The sequence below is a fragment of the Kyrpidia sp. genome (assembly GCF_023512215.1).
GTDB classification, from domain to species: domain Bacteria; phylum Bacillota; class Bacilli; order Kyrpidiales; family Kyrpidiaceae; genus Kyrpidia; species Kyrpidia spormannii.
Genome location: NZ_JAILZZ010000021.1, coordinates 1 through 25,461, shown reverse-complemented (window position 1 = coordinate 25,461; position 25,461 = coordinate 1). Strand labels below are relative to the sequence as shown.

Genomic DNA, 25,461 nt, shown 5'->3' with positions numbered 1-25,461 from the left:
AAATATTCGGTGATGGTGATAAATATACACCTCACCACCGTCCGTGTCTACACTGAACCCGCCCGGGAGCGGGGGCCTGTCACCAGGTCCAGGGCTTGCCGTACCCCGGCGGCGGGCCGGGCGGGGGGCCTCCCCAGCCCCCGCCGTAACCGCCCCCATATCCTCCGCCGTACCCTCCGCCGTATCCGCCACCATACCCACCGGCCCCCGGCGGAGGCCCGTAAGGAGGACCGCCCGGACCATAGGGCGGACCACCGGGGCCGTACGGCGGACCACCGGGGCCGGGTTGGGATAGAATCAAAGGTGTCAGTGCCAACAGCGCTGCAAAAGGGATGAATAACACAAACGGGTTGACGCGGCGCAGACCCGAACTTTCCTCCCGGGTTTCTCCCTCTGTTGCCAGAGCTTCGTGCACGCGCAGATACAGACCTTTTTCCACCACTTCCACCAAGGTGCCGCGATACACCGCTGTCCGGGTCCGTACTTCGACCCATTGTCCCTTCCATCTGCGGCACCAGTCCCAATCCACGGGAAAGGGAATTCGCAGTCCGTGTTGCTGCGCCCATGCGGCGTCAGCCATATGCCACTCCCCCTTTCACCCTACCCTACAGCATATGGCCGACCGTCCCGGGACGCTTTAGGCGAAGGCGGATCCCAGGGACGCGGAGCCTGATTATCCAAACCTGAAGCCACTCCGGCCCCCTTGCCCGCAGGAAAAAACCGGCCCCTTTCCAGGAGCCGGTTGGCCGGCGGCGATCACCACCGGCACTTTTATCGATCACTGAACCACGTATTTTTCGGCATCGAGAATCCGGGCCGCAATCCGCCGCTTCAGGGCCGCGATGTTCACCGGAGTCCTCCGGGCCAGTTTCCTCAGCCCCGCCAGCATCATCGCGAGAGTTTGCCCCTCTTCCACCGCCGCAAGAACCGACCGGGCGGTCGTCTCCAAGTGGTCAAACCCTTCATAAACCTGGCAGCGGGCCATATCCGCCATGAGCCCGGCCTTCTCTTCCCCATGGGCCTGGGCGAATTTCACCGCCCGCAGCACCGCGCTTTCCATGGCAAAGATGTCGATGACCAAATCGGCCAAACCAGCGAGGACCTCTTGTTCCTGTTCCAACTTCGCCTGATATTTTTGCACTGCTGTGCCCGCCGCCAGAAGGAAAATCTTCTTCGCCTGTTCGATCAGGCCCCGCTCGACTCCCAGGAACCCGCCGTCCTCCACCCCGGTAACACTCCCGGACATGAGTTCACCCTGCAGCTGCTGGGCTTTTTGCAGCAGGGGCAGCTCGCCCTTCATGACCTTGCGCATCAACATGCCGGGGATCAACATGCGGTTGATCTCATTCGTCCCCTCAAAAATTCGATTGATCCGGGAATCCCGGTAGATGCGCTCGGCACCGTATTCAGCGATAAAGCCGTAGCCGCCGTGAATCTGGACGTTCTCATCCGCCACGGCGTCGAGCACCTCGGAGCCGAACACCTTATTGATGGAACATTCCAAAGCGTACTCCCCGATGGCCGCAGCGGCCTGCATGCCCACCTCGTCCTGGGTGAGGTCAAAATCCTGCAGCTGCCGGTCAAACAACCCCACCGTCCGGTAAATCACAGACTCCGCCGCAAAGGTGCGAACCGCCATGGTGGCCAATTTGTTCTGAATGAGCGGAAACTCGGCGATGGGTTTGCCGAATTGGCTTCGTTCCTTGGCGTATTTTGCAGACATGGCCAGGGCGATCTTCGAAGACCCGACACAGCCCGCGGCCAATTTGTAACGGCCGATGTTCAGGATATTGAAGGCGATCAGATGGCCCTTGCCGATCTGGCCCAACACATTCTCCACCGGAACCGGCACATCTTCAAGGATGAGCTGCCGGGTAGAAGAGCCCTTGATCCCCATCTTCTTCTCTTCCGGACCGGTGGAAACCCCGGGGAATCCGCGCTCGACGATGAAGGCGGTGAATTTTTCCCCGTCCACCTTGGCGTAGACGATAAACAGGTCGGCAAACCCGGCGTTGGTGATAAACTGCTTCGTGCCGTTGAGGATATAGTGGGTACCTTCGGCATTTAACACCGCCGTGGTTTTCGCCCCGAGGGCGTCCGATCCCGAGGTGGGTTCGGTCAGGGCGTAAGCGGACAGCCACTCGCCGGACGCGAGCTTTGGAAGATATTTTTCCTTCTGGGCCTTATTGCCGAAATACACGATGGGAAGGGTCCCGATGCCGACGTGAGCCCCATGGGAAAGGGCGAAGGCCCCGCCATAGGTGACATACTCGGTAATCAGGGTGGAACTGATCTTGTCCAGTCCAAGGCCCCCGTATTCCTCGGGGACATCCGCGCCAAGCAGCCCCAGCTCTCCAGCCTTTTTCAACAACCCGACAGTGACGTCAAAATTCTGGGCTTCGATCTCGGCATCCCGGGGTTGCACCTCGCCGACGCAAAAATCGTACGTGGTCTTGGCGATCATGCGGTGCTCCTCGGTAAAATCCTCCGGTGTAAACACACTGGCGGGATCCACCGGGCCCACCAAAAATTCTCCACCCTTGACCTTTTTTTGTTCTTCCATGATGCCACTCCTCTCTCGATCGTTTCTAAGACATCCCGAGACAGCATCCCAGGACGATTTGACCAAGCACTAGGGGCGTTCAAATACTCCGGCCGCCCCCATGCCTCCTCCGATACACATGGTAACCACCCCGTAGCGGCTGCCCCGGCGGCGCATCTCGTTCATCAGGGAGACGGTCAACTTCGAGCCGGTGCAGCCCAGGGGATGGCCCAAAGCGATGGCCCCTCCGTTGACGTTGGTCTTTTCCGGATCCATCCCGAGTTTCCGCATCACCGCCAGGGACTGGGCGGCAAATGCTTCGTTGAGCTCAAAAAGATCGATGTCGTCGATGGACAGGCCGGCCTTTTTCAGGGCTTTGGGCACCGCCTCTACGGGCCCGATGCCCATGATATCCGGGTCGACGCCCCCCACGGCAAAACTGCGGAAAATCAGCTTTGGCTCCAAGCCGAGCTGCGCCGCCCGTTCGGCGGACATGACCACCACCGCCGCCGCGCCGTCACTGGTCTGGGAGGAATTGCCCGCTGTCACGGTGCCGTCCTTGGCAAAGGCCGGACGCAGTTGCGCCAAAGCCTCCAGGGAGGTATCCCGGCGCACCCCTTCGTCTTCGACGAACTCAAAGGACGTTTTCACCACTTTGCCGTCCTCACCCACCACCGTGCGGGTCACCGGGACCGGAACAATCTCGTCACGAAACAGTCCCTCGTCAATCGCCCGGGCGGCCCGCTGATGGCTGCGGAGCGCAAAAGCATCCTGATCCTCCCGGCTCACGTCAAACCTCCGGGCCACCTGCTCAGCGGTGAGCCCCATGGACAAATACACCTGGGGATAATGTTCGACCAGATAGGGATTTGGGCGCACGGTGTGGCCGGTCATGGGGACCAGGCTCATGCTCTCCACGCCCCCGGCCACGATCACGTCTGCAAATCCGGCCATGATTCGCTCCGCCGCCATGGCGATCGTCTGAAGCCCCGATGAACAGAATCGATTGACAGTCACTCCGGGCACCGATGTCGGCAAACCCGCTCTCAAGGCCACGATCCGCCCGAGGTTCATCCCCTGTTCTGCTTCAGGAATGGCGCAACCGATGATCACATCCTCCACTTCGGCGGGTTCCACCTGCGGCACCCGGCGCAGGGCTTCGGCCACCACGAGCCCCGCGAGGTCCTCCGGCCGGGTTTCGCGCAAAGCACCCTTCGGCGCCTTGCCCACCGCGGTGCGCACCCCGGACACAATCACTGCTTCCCGCATCGCTCTCCCCCTCTTCATCTCCCGATCTCATCTACGCAGTTTTTGCCTTCCCCATCACTAATTCCGCAGCGGTTTATTGTGTTTGAGCATATAGGCCATTCGCTCCTGTGTCTTGGGCTCCCCGGCCAGAGACAAAAACGCCTCCCTTTCCAGATCGAGCAGGTACTGTTCCGATACGAGAGTCCCTGCGGGCACACTTCCGCCCGCCAACACCCAGGCCAACTTTTTCGCAATCTTCTCGTCGTGTTCGCTGATATATCCGCCCATGCGGAGAGTGTACGCCCCCACCGCCATGACGGCATAGCCGGGTTCTCCCACGACCGGGATCTTTCTCCTGACGGGAGGCCGGTACCCGTTCTCCGCCAACTGAAGGACTTTGCGCTTGGCATCGTACAACAAGGTGTCAGGGTTGACCGAGATGCCGTCGCCGGCTCGCAGAAATCCCATCTCCTTGGCCTCCGCGGCACTGGTGCTGACCTTGGCCATGGCGATGGTTTCAAAGGTACGATTGACGAGAGGCTGCAGGTCTACCCCGCTTTTTTCCGGGACACCCTCGATGGCTCGAAGGAGCAACTCCTTAGTACCTCCTCCCCCGGGAATCACGCCCACCCCGGTCTCCACCAGGCCCATATAGGTCTCTGCCGATGCTTGCACCCTGGACGCCGCAAAACACACCTCGGCCCCGCCGCCGAGAGTCATGGCAAAAGGCGCCGCCACCACCGGTTTGTCGAGATACTTCAGGCGCATGTTGGCCTGTTGGAACTGGTTGACGGCCATCTCCACCTCGTCCCATTCCTCTTCCTGGACCCCCATGAGGATGAGAAACAGGTTGGCGCCAACGGAGAAGTTTTTCGCCTGGTTTCCGATCACGAGGCCCCGCCAGTTTTTCGAGACCTCTTCCGCGGCTTTGAACATCATCTCCACCACATCCGGGCCGATGGCGTTATGTGGTGACCGAAACTCCAGGCAGGCCACCCCGTCCCCCAGATCGTACAGGGCCGCCCCGCTGTTCTCCATCACCACCTTGCCCTCTTCCCTCAGCCGAGGAAGATGGATCCACTCTTTCGGTTCTTCCGTGTACCGCACTTCTTTATCCGGCATAAACCGCCCGACCCGGCCGGGCTCCTTGTGATACCAACTGTCCAGACCCTGGGCCAGAAGATCTTCCACCAGTGGGGGGATCGCCTCTCCTTCGACCCTCATGCGCTCCACCGCCTCGCGCACCCCGATCAGGTCCCACAGTTCGAATGGACCCAGTTCCCAGTTGAACCCCCACTTCATCGCCCGATCCACCGCCAAGATGTCATCGGCAATCTCGGGGATCTTCGAGGCCGTGTATAGCAGCGTCTTCTTTGTCACCTTCCAGGCGAGCGCCGATGCCCGATCCTTGCCGAACAGTAGCGCCCGAATCTTGTCGCCAAGGGACGTGGCATACTTGGCCTGGGTTAGAGACGGATACTCCGCCTTCTTTCTCGGCCGGTACTCCATCGTCGACGGATCCAGGGTCAGGATCTCCCGTCCGGCCTCGCTCTTGACCCGTTTATAAATTCCCTGGCCCGCCTTCTCTCCAATCCAACCACGCTTCACCATCTCTAGAATGAAAGGCGGGACCTCGAAAGCCGCTTTCTCCTCCGGGGTGGAAACACTATCCCGGACGTTGTGCGCCACGTGCACAAAGGTGTCAATGCCGACAAGGTCCAAGGTCCGAAAGACCGCGCTCTTGGGTCGACCCATGGCCGGACCGAACACGGCATCCACATCTTCCACAGTGTACCCGTCCTCTAACATGGCCTGGACCGTGGCGAGAAGTCCGTAGGTGCCGATGCGGTTGGCGATAAAATTCGGCGTGTCCTTGGCCACGACGACGCCTTTGCCCAGTACCCGAGTGGCAAACTGGCACATGTCCTCCACCACGTCGGGCCGGGTTTTCGCCGTGGGGATGATCTCCAGCAATTTCATATACCGGGGCGGGTTGAAAAAGTGAGTGCCCAAAAAATGGGCTTGAAACTCTTCGGATCGCCCTTCCGCCATCTTCGTGATGGACACGCCGGAGGTATTCGAACTGACCACCGTGCCGGGGCGCCGATAGGCTTCAACATGCTTGAGAAGTGCTCGCTTGGCTTCGAGATTTTCCACGATCACTTCGATAATCCATTGGCAGTCCGCAATGCGATCCAGATGGTCTTCGAAATTACCAATCCGGATCCGGTCCGCCGCCCGCTGGGTATAAAATGCCGCCGGTCTCGCTTTGAGAGCCCGCTCGAGCCCTGTTCGGACAATTCGCAGGCGAACTTCCGGGTCACTCAGGGTCAACCCTTTGGCCTTTTCTGCCTCTGTGAGGGACGAAGGGACCATGTCGAGCAATTCCACCTCGAGGCCCACCCCCGCCAGATGCGCTGCGATGGCCGCTCCCATCACGCCGGAGCCCAGAACCGCAACTCGGTTGATCGTTGTGGTCATTCACAATCCTCCTCACCATCTCGCCTTTCCATGAACATCAACCAAACAGTCGGAAGATCCAGCCGCCACTTCAGCCTCGTATATCCACACTCCCAGTATAGCATAATTCGAGATCGAAAACGGATTTTCCTGCCGTCTTTCTCCATCCTGGGAAGGAAACCGTCGTCATCGGCAAACTTGCAGGAAATACAACCATGCATCGCGTATTTGATGTACTATTGTAACAGAAACGTCGAAAATCAACGAATCCACAGGGAGGTGTCGTTATGGTACGCAGTCCTTCGGAGCGACGAAGGTGGCTCGAAAGTCGATTCCCCACCTGGCCCCGCCGGACACTCACATCCCACATGCAGGAAATGTGCCGGGAGTTCGCCGATCGCCCATTTATTATGACGGCCGACCGGAACTACAGCTACCGAGAAGTTTGGCAGCAAGCCCGGTCGGTGGCGAAGGCCCTGCTGGCCCTCGGCGTGAAGCGCCGGGACCACGTCGCCCTCCTGATGGCCAATGAACCCGAGTATGTGTTCGTGAAATTCGCCGTGGCCATGGTGGGAGCGGTGGCCGTTCCTTTAAACACCCTCCTGCGGGAAGATGAACTGCACTACATGATTCGCCAGTCAGACAGCCGCTGGCTCGTGATGCATTGGTCGGCAGGTGGGATGAAACACGGTCCTGCGGTGACCCGGCTCCTCGCTCGGATGGACGATGAAGGGGAACGTAAGCTCCAGCAAGTGGTGTACATCGGGGATGGCGCCGGTGCCCGGGAGGGTGCCTTTCTGTCTTGGGAATCCTTTTTACAGCAGTCTTCCTCCGTCTCGGACCAGGCCCTGGAAGAGCGAATGCGGCAGTCCGAGTATCCCGATGAAGTGAGCGATATCATTTATACATCCGGAACCACGGGACTTCCCAAGGGCGTGATGCTCACCCACGACAATTTTTTGCGCTGCGCGTACAGCACCACCCTCAGCCGAGCCTTTGAAGAAGGCCGGAGAATTTTTACCCCTTTGCCGTATTACCACGTCTTCGCTTACGAAGAAGGCCTGCTCGCTGTTTCTTTTGTCGGCGGCGCGATCATTTCGATGCCCGAGTTCCATCCCCGGGAGGCTCTCGCTCTCATGGAAACCCACCGAGCTACCGATTTCCTTTGCGTGCCGTCGATGCTTGTGGCGATCCTCAACCATCCGGACCGGGAACGATTTGACCTGGGAGCCCTTCATTCCCTCATGTGTGCCGCCGCCCCGGCGCCGGTGCCCATCTGGGAGCGGGCGGTCAAGGAGCTGGGCGTCCGTGAAATTTGCACTGGCTACGGGGGAACGGAGGTGACAGCTTCCACTGTACACACCGAGGTGGGAGATCCCATCGATATTGTGGTCAGCCGGGTGGGACGGATCAAGCCGGCGGGGTCCACCGGCCTGCCGGAGTTCGGCGGGGCGAATGTCCAGTACAAAGTGGTCGATCCCTACACCGGCGAAGACCTGCCGGAAGGCGCCGTCGGGGAATTGACCGCCCGGGGCAACATCGTCACCCGGGGCTACTACAACAAGCCCGAAGAAACAGCGGCGGTGATCGATAAGGATGGCTGGTTCCGCACGGGAGATCTCGGTCGCATCGATGAAAACGGATATATCGAATTTCTCGGCCGCAGTAAGGAGATGTACAAAGTGTCTGGAGAAAACGTCTCACCAAAGGAAGTGGAAGAAGTGATTTCCCGCCATCCAGCCGTCGGCCAGGTGTACGTGGTGGGAGTGCCCGATCCCTTAACCACCGAGGTAGGAGCTGCTTTTATTGAACTCAAGCCCGGGGCTACCTTGACCCGGAGAGAGGTCGCTCGTTGGTGTCAAGACCGCTTGGCCAAATTCAAGGTCCCCCGGTACGTCTGGTTCGTGGAGCCCGGGCAGTGGCCAATGACGGGGACCGGAAAGATTCAGAAGTTCAAACTGCAAGAGATGGCCCAGGAGCGTCTCACTCAACCAGCTTCCTACCGAGAAGGGCGGCGGCAATGAGGCGCAATCCTGTATTCACTCCCGTCGCCGTGACCGGGATGGGCGCGGTCACTCCTTTTGGCTCGGGCGTCCAGCGGCTGTGGAACGCGATCATGGGGCGCCGCACAGCGGTGGGAGCACCGTCTGACGCCCGCATCGCCCACTTTAGCCCCGCCGTGGCCGAAGTGAAAGATTTTTCACCCATGGACCATTTGCCCAAAAAAACGGTCCGGGACACGGATCGAAGCACCCAATTGGCCCTGGTGGCGGCCGCCGAAGCCATGGCCGACGCGGGTTGGACAGCGGAGGAGGATCCTTTCGAGTTGCGGGGAGTCAACGCCAATCGGACGGGGATCGCCTGGGGAACCGCTTTTGGCGGGCTTCCCAGCTATGAAGAGGAAGCGGTGCGGTTGGCGAAACATCCCGAGGGCCGGGTCGGGCCCCGGGTGGTTTCAAAGGCGATTCCCAATGCCGCCGAAGCGGCCCTGGCCATGCACTACGGAATCCGGGGCCCGGCGATGACCTACACCACGGCTTGCGCCGCTTCGGCGAACGCCCTGGGGGAAGCCCTTCAATGGCTCTGGCTGGGCATCGTTGACCAAGTGGTGGCGGGCGGTTCCGAGAGTCTTTTCACGCCCACGGCCTTGGGCGGCCTGCGCTCAGCCGGCGCCGTGGCCATGGAGGGAGGGGGAGATCTTTCCACTTGGTGTAAGCCCTTTGACGTGGACCGAACCGGAATGGTGATGGGAGAAGGAGCGGCAGCCCTGATCTTGGAACCTCTGGATCGGGCGAGGGCCCGGGGGGCAAAGGTCTACGCGGTCTTGGTGGGTTACGGGGCATCCAACGATGCATATCACGAGACAGCCCCACATCCCGACGGCACCGGCGCGGTGCTGGCAATGGAGCGGGCTCTGTACAGCGCAGGGCTGGGTCCGGCGGACATCGATTACATCAACGCCCATGCCACGGCCACCACCGCCGGGGATCGAGCCGAATCCCTGGCGTTGCGCCGGGTTTTCGGGGGACATCTCAACCAGATTCCGGTCAGTTCCACCAAGGGAGGGATGGGCCACCTCCTGGGAGCCGCCGGAGCGGTGGAGAGCATTGTTAGCATTAAGTCGATTGAGACCGGGTGGATTCCCCCCACTCTTCATTGTCGGCAGCCGGACCCGGAAGCACCTCCGGACTTGGTGTTGGACGGGCCCCGGAGGCGGCATATCGCCGTGGCTATGAGCAACTCTTTTGGATTTGGCGGTCAGAACGGGGTTCTGATCTGGGCCGACCCGGGATTGTTCAGTCGGTAACTTGGATCACAGAGCAAGAATCCGATTGTGTCGTACAGGAAGGGACTGCGCTCCCTTCCTGTCCCTTTGCTCATGGGGCTCGCATCCGCAAAGGGCGGCCGACAGGTTCACCGCGACACCTCAAGGCCAGCGGTGATCAATCCCTCATTCTCCCCGGCCGCTTATAGACGTCACCATCGTTCCGTCTCCCCAGGAGGATGATGCGTACCTCATCCTCATCAGCGCACAACAAAGCCGGGCCGCTTTGGGACGACCCGACCCGGTTGCGTTCGAACCCTCTCCCTCTATCGTCACATGTTCCGCCGGTACTGGCCCCCGACTTCGAACAGCGCCGCCGTGATCTGGCCGAGACTGCAGTATCGAACCGTCTCCATCAACTCCGCAAAAATGTTTCCGCCCTCGGTGGCCACCCGCTGCAGTCTGCGGAGCATCTGGGGTGCCCGATCTCGGTTGCGCTCCTGAAAGGCCCGGAGGTTGCGAAGCTGTTCTTCTTTCTCCTCCCGGGTCGCCCGGGCGAGTTCAATGGTGGTGTGCTCGGTCTCGGATGGGCCTTTTGGATTGAGAAACGTGTTGACCCCGATGATGGGCAACTGCCCCGTATGCTTCAGTTGTTCGTAGTACAACGACTCATCCTGGATCTTTCCCCTTTGGTATTGGGTCTCCATGGCCCCGAGCACTCCTCCCCGGTCATTGAGCCGCAAAAACTCCTGAAGCACCGCTTCCTCCACCAGGTCGGTCAACTCCTCAATGATGAACGCCCCTTGAAGCGGATTTTCATTTTTCGCCAGGCCGAATTCCCGGTTGATGATCATCTGGATCGCCATCGCCCGCCGGACCGACTCCTCCGTGGGGGTGGTGATCGCCTCGTCGTAAGCGTTTGTATGCAGGGAATTGCAGTTGTCGTAAATGGCCAGCAGCGCCTGCAGGGTGGTGCGAATGTCGTTAAAATCGATCTCCATGGCGTGCAGCGACCGGCCGGACGTTTGAATATGATACTTCAGTTTTTGACTCCGCTCATTGCCGCCGTATCGATATTTGATCGCCGTGGACCAAATCCGCCGGGCCACCCGCCCGATCACACTGTACTCCGGGTCCATGCCGTTGCTGAAGAAAAACGACAGATTCGGGGCAAAATCGTCGATTTTCATGCCCCGGGACAGATAGTATTCCACATAGGTAAAAGCGTTGGACAGAGTAAAGGCCAACTGGGTAATGGGATTCGCCCCGGCTTCGGCAATGTGATAGCCACTGATGCTCACCGAGTAATAATTGCGGACCTGGTGCGCAATAAAATATTCCTGGATATCCCCCATCATCCGCAAGGCAAAATCGATGGAGAAAATGCAGGTATTCTGCCCCTGGTCCTCTTTCAGGATATCCGCCTGCACCGTCCCCCGGACCGTGCGCAAGGTCCTGGCTTTAATCTCTTCGTATTCCTCCCGGGAAGGCTCCCGGCCCGTCTCCCGCCGGAATGCCTCCACCTGTTGGTCGATGGCGGTGTTGAGAAACATGGCAAGTAAAATCGGCGCCGGCCCGTTGATGGTCATGGACACGCTTGTATTGGGAGCGCACAGGTCAAAACCCTCATACAGCTTTTTCATGTCGTCCAGGGTGCAGACGCTGACCCCGCTCTCCCCGATTTTGCCGTAGATGTCGGGTCGCCGATCGGGATCCTGGCCGTACAGGGTCACGCTGTCAAAAGCGGTGGACAAGCGTTTCGCCGTGTCATTTTGGCTGAGATAGTGAAACCTCCGGTTCGTGCGCTCCGGAGTACCTTCCCCGGCAAACTGCCGGCGGGGCTCCTCTTCGGTCCGCTTCAAGGGAAACACCCCGGCGGTATAAGGGAAGGAACCCGGAACGTTCTCCAACAGGATCCAGCGCAGAACCTCCCCGTAATCCTCGTATCGCGGCAGGGCTACTTTGGGAATCCGGGTACCTGACAGGCTCGTGGTGTACAAAGGCTGGCGAATCTCCCGATCCCGGACCTTCATCACCAGTTCGTCCTGGCGATACCTCTCCTTCAGTTTCGGCCACTCCTCCAGGGCTTTTCTGCAGTCGGGATGCAGTTGTTCCCAAAAATGGGCCAGTTGTCGGTCGATTTCCTGAAGGGGGACCGCCTCCCCTTCCCCGGCCGCCTCGGCCAACACCGTCCTGGCCCCTTCCAGTTGGTAAATTTTCCTTGCAATAGACGACTGTTCCTCGACCCAACGTTTGTAGCGTCGTATCGTGTCTACAATTTCTGCGAGGTAGTGGGTCCGTTCGGGAGGGATGACGCCTGGTTTGCGGCTGTCCATCGCCCCGGGCGTGTAATCGCCCCGCCACGTCTCCCCAAACTGTAGGGCCAGCCGATCGGTCAAGGCCTTGAAGAAGCGATCGGTGCCCGGATCGTTAAACTGGCTGGCAATGGTCCCGTAGACCGGAAGCGACTCATCGGGACCCTCGAACTGATTGTGGTTGCGCCGGTACTGCTTTCGCACCTCCCGAAGCGCATCTTCGGAGCCTTTGCGGTCGAACTTGTTGATGACAACAAAATCGGCATAATCGAGCATATCGATTTTTTCCAGTTGGCTCGGCGCTCCGAATTCGCTGGTCATCACATAGATGCTCAGATCCGCAACCCGGGCCACCTCGGCATCACCCTGGCCGATACCGCTGGTCTCCACGATAATCAGATCGAATCCGGCCGCCCGGACCACATCCAGGGCCTCGTCCATGGCGGCGCTCAGTTCAGACCCGGATCGTCGACTGGCCAGACTTCGCATGTAAATCCTGGGGCTGGCCAGGGCATTCATTCGGATCCGGTCACCGAGCAATGCGCCTCCAGTCTTCTGTTTGGATGGGTCCACGCTGAGAACGGCGAAAGTTTTATCAGGATAGACGCGCAAAAACCGGCGAAGCAATTCATCGGTTAACGAACTTTTGCCCGCACCCCCAGTTCCGGTGATCCCCACCACGGGAACCGGCCGGCGCATTTCCCGCAGCCGGGCGAAGATCTCGTCCCATTCCGGATGTTTCTCCACCACCCGGCGTTCCGCCAAGGTGATCCACTCGGCCACTCGGCGCACCTCGGTGGGAGTGAGGGGCACCTCCGCACCTGACTCGGCCAACCGGGTGGGGGTGGGGTGATCCGCCAACCGAATCATATGATTGATCATCCCCTGAAGCCCCATCTCCCGGCCGTCCTCGGGGGAGAAAATCTTCGCGATGCCGTATGCTTCGAGTTCGCGAATCTCCTCGGGAATGATCACCCCCCCGCCGCCGCCGAAAATCAGGATGTGCCCCGCTCCCCGCTCTTGCAGGAGATCATACATGTATTTAAAGAATTCCATATGCCCGCCTTGGTAAGAACTGACTGCAATCCCCTGCACGTCTTCTTGGATGGCGGCATTCACGATTTCTTCCACAGAGCGGTTGTGCCCGAGGTGGATCACCTCCACTCCGGAGCGTTGCAACAGGCGCCGCATAATGTTGATCGCCGCGTCGTGGCCGTCGAACAAGCTGGCAGCCGTCACGAAACGCACCTGGTGCTGCGGCCGATACACTTCAGTTTCCACCGACAGCTTCCCCCTGTTCTTTTTTATCGTGTGTATCTGTGTCATCCGTCTCGTCTGGACTCATGAGTTCGTTGAGCAAGAGGGACGTCTGAACCCTGATGTACTCCTCCAGCGTATAATGCCGCTGCAACGCCCATCGGCGAAAGGCCCACATCTGACCGAGCACAATAATGTTATGGGCCATCAGCGTCACCGCCCCGGGGTCCAGGCGAAGACTGCCGTCCTCGATCCCCCGGCGCAAAATGTCGGCAAATATCCCGGTAATCTGCTCTTCTTTTCCCAGCACAAAGCGCAGGGCCTCCAGGGGCAAAGATTTGCTTTCTTGGTAGATGAGCAGCACATCATCCTGCATATCGTCCATCACGTACAGATACTGTCGAATGGCCGACCGCAGGCTCTCCCGGCCGTTGCCCGCCTCGGTGAGGGTTCGCCGGAGCCGCGTCTCAAGGGTGGTGTGGATATTGTCGCAAACCAGGTACAACACGTCCTCTTTGGACTCCACGTATTCATAAAGGGCTCCGATGCTCAGTCCGCTCTCCCGGGCGATCTCCCGGGTGGTGGTGCCGTGAAACCCTTTTTTCACAAAGAGATTCACCGCGGCAGCCACAATCTGCTGTCTTCGGGTTTCGATCAGTTTGGGATCCTTGACCGCCGAGGGAATGTGCTTTTGCGGGCACACCCCGCCCCCCTCCTTTCGACATTTCTTCGGTCGGCCAAACGCCGAGCGAGCGTTCGATCAGGTTTCCTGGTACCATCTTACGTGTCCTTTTCCCGTCCGTCAACGGACTGTTGCCCAAATTCCTGCAACCAAACGGTCGTTCTGGCAGGAAAATCGACCAATCCTCTCGAATCTAATGAATCAACTCTATCTACATCCCTTCCCTATCACTCTTAAAAGGAGAATCGCCCATGTTAAGTCCTGATACCTTAAAAAACCGCGTCGCGGTGATCACCGGAGGCAGTTCTGGCCTGGGAAAGTCTATCGCCGGCGAATTCGCCCGGCTTGGCGCCCACATCGTCATCACCGGACGCAATGAAGAACGCTTGAATGCCGCCGCCCAGGATCTACTCAGCCGCACCCCGGGAGCCCGGGTGTTGGCCGTCGCAGGGGATGTCCGCAATCCTGCGGACGTCGATCGCTGGGTGGCAGAAACGCGCCAAGCCTTCGGCCAGATCGATATCCTCGTCAACAATGCCGCGGGCAATTTCGTCTGCCCGGCCGAACAGTTGTCGGTCAACGGGTGGAACGCCGTGGTCGGCATCGTCCTCAATGGAACGTTCTACTGCTCCCGGGCGATGGGAAAAGAGATGATCGAATCCGGGCGAGGTGGAAACATCCTCAACATCGTCGCCACCTACGCCTGGACGGGCGGACCCGGCACTGTCCACTCGGCTGCGGCAAAAGCCGGGGTCGTGGCCATGACCCGAACCTTGGCGGTGGAATGGGCCAGGTACGGCATCCGGGTCAACGCCATCGCCCCGGGTCCCATCGAACACACGGGCGGGGCAGACAAGCTGTGGCCGACCAAGACGATCGAAGAACGCCTGAAACAAGAGATCCCCGCAGGGCGGTTCGGGCAGCCCGAAGAGGTTGCCAGGCTTGCCTCGTTCATCGTCTCCGATTACGCAGGTTTCATGACCGGGGAAGTTGTGACCCTGGACGGCGGTGAATGGCTGAACAAGGGATTTCTCAAACATTTTGAGGCCGATAAGTCGACGAAGTAGTCACCCGGGCCCGGGGGTTCTGGGCACGGGACCCGCGCTTCCCTCCCGTCCCCCGGCGATGCTTGGCCGATACCCTGGGAGGCCTTGTGGAACACCTGATCAAAAAGGCAGCCCTCCGGATCCGAGGACTGCCTTTTTTCCAAGCCAATCTACTCCTTACTGTCCAACCACTCAAACCCCCATGATGTGATACCCGTTATCGACGTGAATGATTTCCCCGGTAATGCCCCGGGACATGGAACTGGCCAAGAAGACCGCCGTATCCCCCACCTCCGCCGGGTCGGTATTCCTCCGCAAGGGCGCTTTTTCTTCGATGATTTTTAAAATGCTGTTGAAATCTTTGATTCCCTTTGCGGACAGGGTGCGGATGGGACCCGCCGAGATGGCGTTCACCCGAATCCCATCAGGGCCGAGATCCTCCGCCAGATAGCGCACACTGGATTCCAGGGCCGCCTTGGCCACCCCCATCACATTGTAATTCGGCATGACTCTCTCCGAACCCATGTAGGTCATGGTGATGACACTCCCGCCTTCTTTGGCCAAAAGCCCCCGCAGGCGCTGGAGCACTGCCGTCAAGGAGTAGACGCTGATCTCCTGGGCCACGGCGAACCCTTCCCGGGAGGTATCCACATAAAGCCCGGAGAGCTCCTCGGTTTTCGCAAAAGCGATACTGTGCACCAGGACGTGAAGGGCGCCCACCTGTTGATCGAGGATTTCCTTCAACGCATCCAGGTCCTCATCCCGGCTCACATCGCAGGGAAATAACAACGATCCCGGAATCTGCTCCGCCAACTCCCGAACCCGGCGTTCCAGCCGTTCGCCTTGATATGTAAAGATCAGTTCCGCCCCTTGGTCCGCCAGGGCCTTGGCGATGGCCCAGGCGATGCTTCGGTCGTTGGCCACCCCCATGACCAATGCCTTCTTGCCGTCAAGTAATCCCACCATCCATCCTCCTTTGTCGCTCCAACCAATCCGTAACGCGAAACAACAATTCTCGATTGTCCGGCCAAAAAAGCATCTTTTCGGCCCTGCCGGGATCCACCCAGCGGCTGTCGGTGTGCTCGCTGCTCAGGTGCGGTACGAAAGGACGAGGGCAACAAGCGATCCAGACGGTGTGCCGGTATGTTTGCCCCAGATGCTCAAACTGGGCCGTCCAGGGAGTCCTGATCAACCGGTCCGGCATCCACCCCGTCTCCTCCCGGGTTTCCCGCCCCGCCGCCTCCTCCGGCCGCTCCCCCGGCTCCACGTGCCCTGTTACCGGTTGCCACCATCCCCCCCGCTCCGCCGTTCGCTTGAGCAACAACACCTGTAGGGGTTCCACCGCACAGATAAAAACGAGCACCGAATGACGCACCGCACTTCCCCCCGCTCTCCATCATAGCAAAAAAGCGATTTCGGGACATGATTGAGGGGCGTTGGCGCGAAGAAAAAAGACAGCCGCCCGAGACTCGGCTGTCCGAAGGACAAAGTGACACCCCGCTTGCATCGGATGGACAGGCGGCTTCCGTCATCCCCGGCCGCCGGAACTGCGGCCAATCGCCACCTGGGCGCCCCGCCTGGCGGAGAGTTCCTGGTTCACCCGCTGGAGGTGTTGCTGGGCCCGGGCCAACTCGGATACCGCCTTTTTCTGCGCCTCGGGGTCTGGCACCACCAAGGCTTGGGCGAGCAGATCCAGATATCGGTGCACGTGACCTGTCCAGGTTTCCTTCTCAATAAGTAAATCCCAGTCGGTCCGCTGATCCCATTCCACTCGCCCCACCGCTTCCCAAAACAGTAGACCTCGGCTGAAGCGCACCTCACTGATGCGCCCTTTCCACGTCACATAGGCGGTGCCTCCGGCCTCCACCGTTTTGAGCAAGTCGAGCCAGGCCGTCACCAGACCGCTGCAACCGAGTGCCGCCGGCTCACCGTAAAAACTGGCACTCCCGGACAGGTTGTCCTCTTCCGCCCGGACCCGCACCACCCCCGTGGAACTGCAGGACGTATAAACTGTCGCTTGGGGTGTATGGGATACCGCGGTGCTTACATCGGAACCGCGCCAGGTTTTCATCCGCTCATATACGGTCATCCGATGGGCGGAAGCGCGAAACACGGCGGCCACGCGGAGATCGTCCATCTGCGAGGTCCCCCTCTTCTCCTAGGTTCCTTACCAGTTATGTCCCGGGGGGATTCACTTGAAACCTGTTACGATACAGGTACGCCGAAAACCGCGCAAAAGTGTCGGCAGCGAATTCACTCCTTAGCCAAAAAATCCCGGTACACCCCCTCCGCCGCCTGACAGCCTATACCCGATTCCACCGAGTAACCCACACTCCGGAGAATCTGCTCCAGGGCACCGAGTAGGAGCAGGACATTTCTCCGTCGGCTGGAATGGCCGAGCAACCCGATTCGCCACACCCGGCCCTTGACCTCTCCAAGCCCCCCGCCGATCTCGATCCCGTACTCGTTGAGCAGGCGGTTGCGCACCAAAGTATCCTCCACACCATCCGGGATCCACACCGAAGTCAACTGGGGCAGGCGATGCCGTTCGTCGGCATACAGCTTGAGACCCATCGCCTCAAGGCCCGCCTGAAGAGCCCGGCCGTTCACCAGGTGCCGCCGGAATACGGAATCCAAACCCTCTTCCAACAACAATCCCAGGGCCTCGTGGAGGGCGTACATCATGGTAATGGGGGCGGTGTGATGATAGAAACGCTCCCTCCCCCAGTACTGGCGAACCATCGTCAAGTCGAGATACCAACTCTGGACTTTTCGCTTGCGGCGCTCCAACGCTTCTTCGAATCTCGGGCTGAACGTCGCCGGAGAAAGCCCGGGAGGCGCACTGAGACATTTTTGCGTTCCGGAATAACAAGCGTCGATCCCCGCCTCCTCCACCGGCACGGGAACGCCCCCCAATGACGTCACCGCATCGACCAGGAACAAAGCCCCGTAATTCTGGGCAAATCTGCCGATCTCCTCCAGGGGCTGTAAAACCCCCGTGGAAGTTTCGGCGTGAACTACCGCCACCGCTTTCACTCTCGGGTGACTTTTCAGAGCCTCCTGAATCTGACCCGGATCGACGATCTTCCCCCACGGCGCCCGCACCTGAATCACTTCGGCACCGGTACGGGAGGCGACGTCCACCATCCGCTCCCCGAAGGCGCCGCAGATGCCGATTACCACCCGGTCTCCGGGTTCCAAGGCATTGACAAACACCGTTTCCATCCCTGCACTGCCCGTTCCGGACATCGCCAGGGTCAGCGGGTTACGGGTTTGAAACACCTGTCTCAGCCGTTGCATTGTCTCGTTCATCTGTTCGAGGAAAACCGGATCGAGATGTCCCACTAAGGGGGTCGCCATGGCCTTCAGAACCTCGGGATGACAGTCGCTTGGGCCAGGTCCCAACAAAATCCGCTGCGGAATTCTCTTTTCATTCATGGTGATCCCCCTCGCCAATCTCGCACAAACTCAAAGGTCCAAAAACCAAGGCGCCCCCAGCGGCAGAAAACCTTCCGGGAGCGCCCGGCCCAAATGGACCCTCGTTTGTCAATCGTCGCCGTGCGCCTTCATCATGGTCTTGTGCACCAAAACATTGCCGTTGCCGGCGTCGACCACCACCAAGGATCGCGCCCCGTCGCGGTTCATGTGCACCAGATACACGACGTTCCCGTGAACACTGTGAAGCTTGACCTCGGTGACCATGCCCTTTGGCTCGGCCTTCAGGGCCGCTTGCTCCGCCTGTTTCGCCGTAATCTTGGCGTGAGGCATGAGCGCTTGCTGGTACGCCTGTTCAATGGTCACACGGAGCTGTTTTTTCTGCGCGTCCGTTAACTGAACACTGCTGTGCACTTCATCCCAGTCAATGTCCCAATGAGCCCGGCCGTGGACCGGTGCCGTGGATTGCGGCCCTTCCACCGCCAACACCGGCACCGACGTCCCGAGACTCGCCACCAGCAGGACGGCGCCGGCCGCCAGCATACAAGGTTTTATCACGTAACGTCCCTCCCCTGTGATATCGATGAACCGATTCTCTCTCAGTATCACCGATCCCAGGGAGAAGCTTGCGCGGCCTGGCTCACCAGGAAAAATTATGAAATGCGCTCAGCTCTTCGGGAGTGGCCGTGTCCCAGCGATACAGGGAAAATGCCGACGCCCCGGCATCTTTCGCCGCCTGCATGGCCGCGGTGACCTCTTCACCGGTGGGCACCGTGGCAAAGGGTTTTCCCGAGGCGGTGTTCATGCGATACGCTTGTCCGATCACCTCCACGGGCCGACCGGTCAGAGTGGCGGCGGCTTTCGCTTCGTTGTAGATTTCATTCCGCACTTCGTCCGCCGTGTACGCTCGATCTTCGTAATGCCAGTAGTCCATGATGCTGATCATCGTAAAATATTGACCGAAGGTGCTCCACGGGTACGTCGCCGATCGCTGCCATGCCGTGCTGATATGAGGCGGATAGGTCACGGCGATAATCGGGTAATCGGGCCCAAGAGCCTGACGGACCGGTATCATGGTGCCACTGATGGACTCCGAAGTCGGGCTCTCCTCGATGTCGGCCGCAAGGCCGTCCACCCGTTCCCCGGTCGGCGTCGTGTATTTCGCCACCGTCAACATCCGGCTCGAATCCAATGCCGGATCATCCACTAAGTAGACCACCCCGATAACAGGTATCCCGGCGGCATGGGCTCTGGGAACGATGGCGTCAAGCATGGCCTTGGACTCGGGACGGATCGTCCCTTCGCCAGGCTGATTCCGGACAATGAGATAGATATATTTAGCCCCCGCCTGTTTCGACGTTTGTACAATTCGGTCCGGGTCATAACCGGAGGTTCCCCATTCCACCCAGGTTCCCCAGATGCCCTTGCCGTTGACTGGGTTCTGCACTTTAACCACATTCAGTGTCACCTGTCCGGACCCCTTCCACCCCTGGGTCGCAATATCCGCGCGAACCTGGACCGGTCCGTACTGGGATCCCGCTGTAAACGTCCCCAGATCCCCGATGCCTCCGGTGACGACAGCTTTTGTCGTATCGAGATGACCCTTGGAGGGGTCAGAGACACTGACGTTCAAATCTACTTCCCCTGGAACCAACTGCCCGGCCGGGTCGCGAAGCGTCACCTGGATATGGGCTTGTCCCCCAGGCACCAAACTGAGGGAGGGGGTGACGGCCAGTTCCACCTGCACCGGCACCGAGGCGTCCACAGTCACGGGAATCTTGGTGGTCAATGTCCGGCCATCCGCTGTGGTCAAGGTGCCGATGACTGTACCGGTGCCGGCCTGTTTCGCCTGCAATTCTCCCCCTTGGATCGTTCCGATGTTTCCCTCCACCTGCCAATTCACGCTGACGGGAACCGCCTCGCCATCCTGCCGCAGGGCCAGGGCCACGATCTTTTGCGTTTGACCCAGCGACAACTTAACCTGTTGAGGAACCGCTTGAAGTTGCTGAATGGTTCGAGTTTGCCACGCTTGGAGCTGATCTGGGGGAATCTGCAATGCCTTGTCAATCATCGCCGCCGCATCCGCCCGGCTCGCCGGATCCTTGGGATGAAGAAGCCGTTTGTCATCCCCGGAGACAACGCCCACCTTCACCGCCATGGCTACCGGCACCACCGCGTATGTACTCAGCTGCCCCGCGTCCCCGAAGGGCTGTAAAACGTCCTTTCCCGGGTCCACCCCGCTCAGCCGCAGGGCGTTGATCAGCAAAGCAGCCATGTCCTGGCGATCGATCTGGGCATCTGGAGCAAATTGCCCGCCCCCCACCCCATGAACGACGTTTGCCGCCCACGCCCCTTCCACAACGGGCCAGTACCACGCGCCGTAGGGAACATCTGAGAAATGAGAGTAGGTGCTATCCCGCTGTAGCTGGGACTGGTCGGAACTCGGATAATTGTTCCAAACCACCGCCCCGGTCTGATTATCTCGGACGAAAGCATGATCAAACTGGGAAGCGTAAGCGATTGCATCCGATTGAGAGGAAAAGACCTGCTTCGGCTGTGTACCCTGTAGGACCGTATAATGATAGCCGAAAGCCTGGACCGCCATGGCTGTGAACTCCGCCCGGGTGACCGAGGCCTCCGGATGGAATCGACCATCCGTAGAGCCGTGCACAATGCCCCGATTCGCCAAGTCGCTGACCGCCGGATAATACCAGTCCCCGGGATGCACGTCGGGAAAAGATGGGGCCCCACTCGCCGCAAGGCCGACCCCCGCCCGGGTTACCGCCATCGCCGCCAAGGCGCCGGCCACCGACAAACGGATCCACCCGCCGTGCCTCCCGGCATTCCACCGTTCTAGCAATCTCGTCCCTCCTATGAATTTCACTCCATAAGAGGGTTCGACATCCCTCGCGCGGTTCCTGCCGATCGGGAGAGGTTTGTCGAATTAAGAAGTTTGTGGCGACGACTTACTGCCCACTTTCCCACCTCGGCCAAATTGTTCGATGAGGTCTGTATCGTACGTAGAGATATTTCGACTTTTATCCCGGTAATCGCCCAAGGCGTCTTCGATCAATTTATCAAGGAGATCGGGAAACGACACGCCACTGGGCTCCCACAGATAAAAGGAGAGGGAACCCGGAATGGTGTTAATTTCATTCACATAAATCGAACCGTCTGGGGAAAGAAGGAAATCCACCCGGGCTACCCCACGGGCTTGAATGGCGCGAAAAGCCCGGCGAGCCAACTCCTGCACCGTCTCCGTCACCCCGTCCGGCAGCTCCGCCGGAATGTGCCGGCCGGTCTGGCCCTTGGTGAAATTCCCACGAATGTATTTATCTTCATAGCTAAGAAAGACTTCCCAGGACACCGGTTCTTCGCAAAGAGAAACCCGGAGATCCTTGCCATCGGCCAGAACAGAACAATTGATCTCCCGGGGCGAGACCACCCCTTGCTCGATGAGCAGCCGACGGTCGTACCCCGCTGCCACATCCAAGGCGTGGAACAGACCGTCCCGGTCCTCCGCCCGGCCGATCCCCACCGACGAACCGAGGTTGGAGGGTTTTACGAAAACCGGATACTGCAACTCCCCTTCCACGCGATCCGCCACCTCATCGGGATGCTCATGCCATTCGTCCCGGTGGACCCACATGTAGTCCACCACCGGGATCCCCTGGGCCCGGAATACATCTTTCATCAGAATTTTGTCCATCCCCACTGCCGATCCCAGCACCCCGGGACCGGTGTAAGGAATTCCGGCCATCTCAAGAAGCCCTTGCAAACACCCGTCCTCCCCGTAAGTTCCATGGGTGGCCAGAATCGCGACATCGGGAGTCCACCGCCGGGGTTTGCGAAAAAGCCCTCGCAAAGCCCGGGGATCTTCGATCACCCCCCCGCCCGGAGTCGGGACCACGATCACGCGGGCCGCCTGGGCAAGGGCGGCATTCCGGTTGGCTGCCTTAAAAGATTCCAATTTGGCGAGTACATCGCCCGTCCACCAGGCCCCTTCTTTGTCGATGTAAAGGGGCATCACGTCATAAAGATCCCGGCGGAGTTGATACATGATCTGCTGGGCGGTCACAATGGAAACTTCGTGTTCCACCGACCGCCCCCCGAAAATGACCGCAATAAGCTTTTTCATGGGGCTCCCTCCCGCATCACCGACTATCACCGGGTGTAGTTGTCAGGCAAATCATTCTCAAACAACACCGCATCCCCCGGCCGCAGCAACTGCTGCAACACCGCCGTCGCTTCTTCGAGGCTCGTCACCACCGACACTCGGTCCCGGGGAAGCCCGCCGTCCAAAAGACCCGCAGCGATGGGTTTCGTCCGTTCCGGCCCGACGAGAATGACATGATCGCAGACTTGGGCCATCCGCTGGCCGAACTCCCGGTTGTACCTTTCTTCTTCCCCTCCCAATTCCACCATCCCCGGGGTGACAACGACCTTGCGGCCGGAAAAGCCGCTGAGCACTTCCAGGGCTACCTCGGTCCCGGTTGGATTAGCATTAAAGGCGTCATCGATCACATAGACCCCGCCTGAGCGGATTAACTGTAGACGGTGAGGGACAGGTTGCAGTTGCCCAATCCCCGCCGCAATCTGGCGCAGGGACAGACCCAGATGCCTGGCGACGCTCACCGCACCGAGAATGTTGAGCACCTGGTGGCGACCGAGCAAATCTGTCCGGCAGGACACGGATTCCCCGGTTTCCCGGTCCGCGAGCACAAAAGTCGTGCCCTTTTCGGAGACGTGAACATCGGACACGAAAAGCCGTGTCCCCGGGTTCTCCAGACCATATCCCTCCACCTGGACATGCCGCGTCTCCTTGGCAAGCTCCCGACAATACGGATTGTCGTAATTCATCACGGCCAGCCCGTCGGGAGGCAAACTTTTGATAAGTTCATATTTTGTTCTCGCCACCGCTTCTACAGACCCGAAAGTTTCAAGATGCACCGGTCCCACGGCTGTAAGGACACCGATTTTCGGGTGAACCAAATCGGCCAACTCCCGGATGTCCCCAGGTTGCCTGGCCCCCATCTCAACCACGAAAACTTCATGTTCCGGTTTCAGGCGCTCATTGACAACCCGACAAACCCCCATTGGGGTATTATAACTGTCCGGTGTCACCAGGACGTTGAATTTTTGGGTCAAAAGCGTGCCGAGAATAAACTTTGTGCTGGTTTTCCCGTAACTTCCCGTGATGCCCACGATAATGAGATCCGGGCGCTGAGCGAGTTTTTCCCGGGCGGCACGTAAAAATCTGTTGTTGATACGCCGTTCCACTGGACTCATCAGCCCGGTCGCCACCATCATCCACAAAGGTTCCGTCCACAACATGAACCCGAGAACGGGCAACCCAAACCTCGGCCCGACCATGGCGGAAATAAGCCCCAATACCAAGTTCAGCCCGAGAAAACACGCGTACAGTCGCTTCGCCCTTGACGTCCACACCAGCGGTTTTTTCGCCGGCAACCGCACGCCCCGCATAGCGAGGGCCGACAGGGCGACGGCGAAGGCGACCCAGACGATCCCGCCGACAACATCCCCTGGGACCAGAAGCCCGACCAATAACCCGATCACCCACACCGCGGCGGCCCAGCGTTCCCACAGCGCGGATGGCATTCGCTTCATCCACCGCAAGTAGCGCTCCGGCCGATACCCTTCCAGCTGCGCCATGTGAAGAAGGTATTTTCCACGTCCGACCACCACGGGAAGAGAAAGCACTGCCGCGATGACCCACCATCCCATACCCAACCCGATCACCCTTTAAAAAAACGTTCCACGATCACGGAAAAGTCCGCAAATCGATCGAGATAACTAAAATGCCCGGCCCCCGGGAACACGACGAGTCCCGCATCGGGGATCTCCTTTTCCATGACCTTGCCCATCCACACCGGGGTATCCCGATCCTCTTCACCCCATATCAACAAGGTTGAAGCTCGGATCCGGGGCAAAAACGGCCGCAGGTCCTCGTTGATCACCCTCACCATCACAGCCCGCATTGGGCCGGCCTCCCGATAATCTTTCGATCCAAACCGCTCGTACAACTGCGCCAACCGTTTGTCCCGGTCCTTGCCGGGCAGACGTTGGTACAGAGCGCGCAACGTTTTAAATGTGTACACCCGAATATAATACTTCCAGGAACGGCGGGGGCGAATCCCCGCTGCGTCCACCAACACCATGCGGGCAACTCGGTCCGGGTGGGTGGCAGCCAGGACAATGCCGATCCGCCCCCCGAAGGAATGTCCGATCACGTGAGCTCTAGAAATACCAACATGTTTCATAAATTCCAGCACGAACTTCGCATAATCCCTCACTCCCCAAGTTGAAGGGGGAGGAGCGCTCTCTCCAAAGCCTGGAAGGTCCGGGACGAGAACCCGATATCCCTGAGCCAGACGATCGGTCACCGGCCGGAAACTTTCGGCCCGCCCGCCCCACCCGTGAAGGAGGAGCACGGGAAATCCCTCCCCGCGATCCTCATAACTGATTCGCAAGCCGCCGAGATCCACTTGCACATTGATCCACACCTTTGCCATGGTCACAAGAAGTCAGTTTACTCTATTCATCACACCCCGGAGATTCGGCCTGTCCGGGGTCCCGACTGCCAGTATACCATGAAAAAAGGACCTGCCGGGCCATCCCCGGTCAAGTCCCCAGACAATAAATGCACTCGCAAAATGGACCGTGCTGTTGATCAGGAGATTCTGTCGAGAACGCCTCCGGGGCGTCTCCTGCCTTCTCCCCGGCTGCCGATGGATCCCGGTTATCAGACCCGGGATCCGGCTTGCTCTTCCCGCGGCCATTCATTTTGCGCCCCTCCCTCCTGCAGTTATAAGCCAGGATATACAAACGAACCTGGTTTCATGCGGAAGGACGCAAAGTCTTCACAGGAATGTCACGGCGCAACAGAGCCCACCAGAACCCCGACTCACTTCGACCTTCGCCCTCGGGCAGATCAGGGGAGGGAGAGACTTTTCGCCAAGCTGCTTAGCAGATGGCTGATGGTCCCGCCTAGGCCTCCGGATCGAGAAGAAGCCGAACCGGCGGATGCCGTGGAAGACGAGGAGGACACTGACGTGCCTCCAGAGGATGGATGAGCATCCGCTGAGCTCTGAGGTGAAGCACTGGACCTCGCCGCCGGTGAACCCCAAGATGTCCCCCGGACAGCACTCGAATCTCCCCCGACGGACGCCGGTGTGGATCGAGTCTCGGAA

At 59.5% G+C, this 25,461-nt stretch carries 19 protein-coding genes; 3 read left to right on the top strand and 16 right to left on the bottom strand.

Annotation, left to right across the window (positions count from 1 at the left end; all coding sequences use genetic code 11):
• Window positions 1-79: 79 nt before the first annotated feature.
• The 4 genes from K6T64_RS09170 to K6T64_RS09155 all read right to left on the bottom strand — a co-directional run bounded on the left by K6T64_RS09170 (window position 80) and on the right by K6T64_RS09155 (window position 6,271).
• Window positions 80-580 (bottom strand): LSm family protein, encoded by a 501-nt coding sequence (locus K6T64_RS09170; protein WP_100668136.1) that lies wholly within the window; start codon window positions 578-580, stop codon window positions 80-82.
• A gap of 198 nt (window positions 581-778) precedes the next feature.
• Window positions 779-2,563, bottom strand: a complete 1,785-nt coding sequence (locus K6T64_RS09165) for an acyl-CoA dehydrogenase family protein (RefSeq protein ID WP_288009765.1) — start codon at window positions 2,561-2,563, stop codon at window positions 779-781.
• Window positions 2,564-2,632: 69 nt separating this feature from the next.
• Entirely contained in the window at window positions 2,633-3,811 is a 1,179-nt protein-coding gene (locus K6T64_RS09160) for an acetyl-CoA C-acyltransferase (protein ID WP_288009763.1), read from the bottom strand.
• Window positions 3,812-3,868: 57 nt separating this feature from the next.
• Window positions 3,869-6,271, bottom strand: coding sequence for a 3-hydroxyacyl-CoA dehydrogenase/enoyl-CoA hydratase family protein (locus K6T64_RS09155; protein ID WP_288009762.1), 2,403 nt, complete (start codon window positions 6,269-6,271; stop codon window positions 3,869-3,871).
• A 266-nt stretch (window positions 6,272-6,537) separates the two neighbouring features.
• Between K6T64_RS09155 and K6T64_RS09150 the strand changes: the two genes are divergently transcribed.
• Together K6T64_RS09150 and K6T64_RS09145 are read left to right on the top strand one after the other, a co-directional pair.
• Window positions 6,538-8,274: a class I adenylate-forming enzyme family protein gene (locus tag K6T64_RS09150; RefSeq protein ID WP_100668142.1), complete on the top strand. Its 1,737-nt coding sequence runs from the start codon at window positions 6,538-6,540 to the stop codon at window positions 8,272-8,274.
• A complete protein-coding gene (locus K6T64_RS09145; protein WP_288009761.1) occupies window positions 8,271-9,557 on the top strand; it encodes a beta-ketoacyl-[acyl-carrier-protein] synthase family protein in 1,287 nt (428 codons plus the stop codon). Before K6T64_RS09150 ends, K6T64_RS09145 begins: the two co-directional genes overlap by 4 nt.
• Window positions 9,558-9,847: 290 nt before the next feature.
• Here K6T64_RS09145 and icmF read toward each other — a convergent pair whose 3' ends face one another.
• Complete coding sequence (icmF, locus tag K6T64_RS09140; RefSeq protein WP_288009759.1) at window positions 9,848-13,111, bottom strand: fused isobutyryl-CoA mutase/GTPase IcmF; 3,264 nt, start codon at window positions 13,109-13,111, stop codon at window positions 9,848-9,850.
• On the bottom strand, window positions 13,101-13,790 hold the full coding sequence (locus K6T64_RS09135; RefSeq protein WP_100668145.1) for a TetR/AcrR family transcriptional regulator: 690 nt from the start codon (window positions 13,788-13,790) through the stop codon (window positions 13,101-13,103). Before K6T64_RS09135 ends, icmF begins: the two co-directional genes overlap by 11 nt.
• Window positions 13,791-14,020: 230 nt before the next feature.
• Here K6T64_RS09135 and fadH point away from each other — a divergent pair, with 230 nt between their 5' ends.
• The gene (fadH, locus tag K6T64_RS09130) at window positions 14,021-14,836 is read left to right on the top strand and encodes a 2,4-dienoyl-CoA reductase (RefSeq protein WP_100668146.1); all 816 of its coding nucleotides are present in this window, start codon (window positions 14,021-14,023) and stop codon (window positions 14,834-14,836) included.
• Window positions 14,837-15,007: 171 nt separating this feature from the next.
• Here fadH and fabI read toward each other — a convergent pair whose 3' ends face one another.
• From fabI to K6T64_RS09080, 10 genes are all read right to left on the bottom strand, one after another.
• A complete protein-coding gene (gene fabI, locus K6T64_RS09125) occupies window positions 15,008-15,781 on the bottom strand; it encodes an enoyl-ACP reductase FabI (protein WP_100668147.1) in 774 nt (257 codons plus the stop codon).
• Window positions 15,765-16,190: an NUDIX hydrolase gene (locus K6T64_RS09120; RefSeq protein WP_170085936.1), complete on the bottom strand. Its 426-nt coding sequence runs from the start codon at window positions 16,188-16,190 to the stop codon at window positions 15,765-15,767. Before K6T64_RS09120 ends, fabI begins: the two co-directional genes overlap by 17 nt.
• 153 nt (window positions 16,191-16,343) lie before the next feature.
• Window positions 16,344-16,952, bottom strand: coding sequence for a hypothetical protein (locus K6T64_RS09115; protein ID WP_100668149.1), 609 nt, complete (start codon window positions 16,950-16,952; stop codon window positions 16,344-16,346).
• 116 nt (window positions 16,953-17,068) lie between these two features.
• Window positions 17,069-18,253 carry a pyridoxal-phosphate-dependent aminotransferase family protein gene (locus tag K6T64_RS09110; protein WP_170085937.1) on the bottom strand — a complete coding sequence of 395 codons (1,185 nt, stop codon included), beginning with the start codon at window positions 18,251-18,253 and terminating at the stop codon, window positions 17,069-17,071.
• Window positions 18,254-18,361: 108 nt separating this feature from the next.
• Window positions 18,362-18,808 carry a PepSY domain-containing protein gene (locus K6T64_RS09105; protein WP_170099559.1) on the bottom strand — a complete coding sequence of 149 codons (447 nt, stop codon included), beginning with the start codon at window positions 18,806-18,808 and terminating at the stop codon, window positions 18,362-18,364.
• An 82-nt stretch (window positions 18,809-18,890) separates the two neighbouring features.
• Complete coding sequence (locus tag K6T64_RS09100; RefSeq protein ID WP_288009736.1) at window positions 18,891-21,110, bottom strand: S-layer homology domain-containing protein; 2,220 nt, start codon at window positions 21,108-21,110, stop codon at window positions 18,891-18,893.
• An 84-nt stretch (window positions 21,111-21,194) separates the two neighbouring features.
• Window positions 21,195-22,388 (bottom strand): D-alanine--D-alanine ligase family protein, encoded by a 1,194-nt coding sequence (locus K6T64_RS09095; RefSeq protein ID WP_288009734.1) that lies wholly within the window; start codon window positions 22,386-22,388, stop codon window positions 21,195-21,197.
• Between the two features lie 26 nt (window positions 22,389-22,414).
• On the bottom strand, window positions 22,415-23,995 hold the full coding sequence (locus K6T64_RS09090) for a UDP-N-acetylmuramoyl-tripeptide--D-alanyl-D-alanine ligase (RefSeq protein ID WP_288009793.1): 1,581 nt from the start codon (window positions 23,993-23,995) through the stop codon (window positions 22,415-22,417).
• A gap of 11 nt (window positions 23,996-24,006) precedes the next feature.
• Entirely contained in the window at window positions 24,007-24,783 is a 777-nt protein-coding gene (locus K6T64_RS09085; RefSeq protein WP_232070186.1) for an alpha/beta fold hydrolase, read from the bottom strand.
• Between the two features lie 475 nt (window positions 24,784-25,258).
• On the bottom strand, window positions 25,259-25,461 hold a 203-nt coding region (locus K6T64_RS09080), incomplete at its 5' end, for a hypothetical protein (RefSeq protein WP_288009733.1).

Excerpts from the sequence above, each read along its gene's own strand:
- K6T64_RS09165 (WP_288009765.1), bottom strand. The coding sequence starts at position 2,563 with ATGGAAGAACAAAAAAAGGTCAAGGGTGGAGAATTTTTGGTGGGCCCG.
- K6T64_RS09095 (WP_288009734.1), bottom strand. The coding sequence starts at position 22,388 with ATGAAAAAGCTTATTGCGGTCATTTTCGGGGGGCGGTCGGTGGAACAC.
- K6T64_RS09150 (WP_100668142.1), top strand. The coding sequence starts at position 6,538 with ATGGTACGCAGTCCTTCGGAGCGACGAAGGTGGCTCGAAAGTCGATTC.
- K6T64_RS09145 (WP_288009761.1), top strand. The coding sequence starts at position 8,271 with ATGAGGCGCAATCCTGTATTCACTCCCGTCGCCGTGACCGGGATGGGC.
- fadH (WP_100668146.1), top strand. The coding sequence starts at position 14,021 with ATGTTAAGTCCTGATACCTTAAAAAACCGCGTCGCGGTGATCACCGGA.
- K6T64_RS09090 (WP_288009793.1), bottom strand. The coding sequence starts at position 23,995 with ATGGGATGGTGGGTCATCGCGGCAGTGCTTTCTCTTCCCGTGGTGGTC.
- K6T64_RS09160 (WP_288009763.1), bottom strand. The coding sequence starts at position 3,811 with ATGCGGGAAGCAGTGATTGTGTCCGGGGTGCGCACCGCGGTGGGCAAG.
- K6T64_RS09155 (WP_288009762.1), bottom strand. The coding sequence starts at position 6,271 with ATGACCACAACGATCAACCGAGTTGCGGTTCTGGGCTCCGGCGTGATG.
- K6T64_RS09110 (WP_170085937.1), bottom strand. The coding sequence starts at position 18,253 with ATGAATGAAAAGAGAATTCCGCAGCGGATTTTGTTGGGACCTGGCCCA.
- K6T64_RS09115 (WP_100668149.1), bottom strand. The coding sequence starts at position 16,952 with ATGGACGATCTCCGCGTGGCCGCCGTGTTTCGCGCTTCCGCCCATCGG.
- K6T64_RS09085 (WP_232070186.1), bottom strand. The coding sequence starts at position 24,783 with ATGGCAAAGGTGTGGATCAATGTGCAAGTGGATCTCGGCGGCTTGCGA.
- fabI (WP_100668147.1), bottom strand. The coding sequence starts at position 15,781 with ATGGTGGGATTACTTGACGGCAAGAAGGCATTGGTCATGGGGGTGGCC.
- K6T64_RS09170 (WP_100668136.1), bottom strand. The coding sequence starts at position 580 with ATGGCTGACGCCGCATGGGCGCAGCAACACGGACTGCGAATTCCCTTT.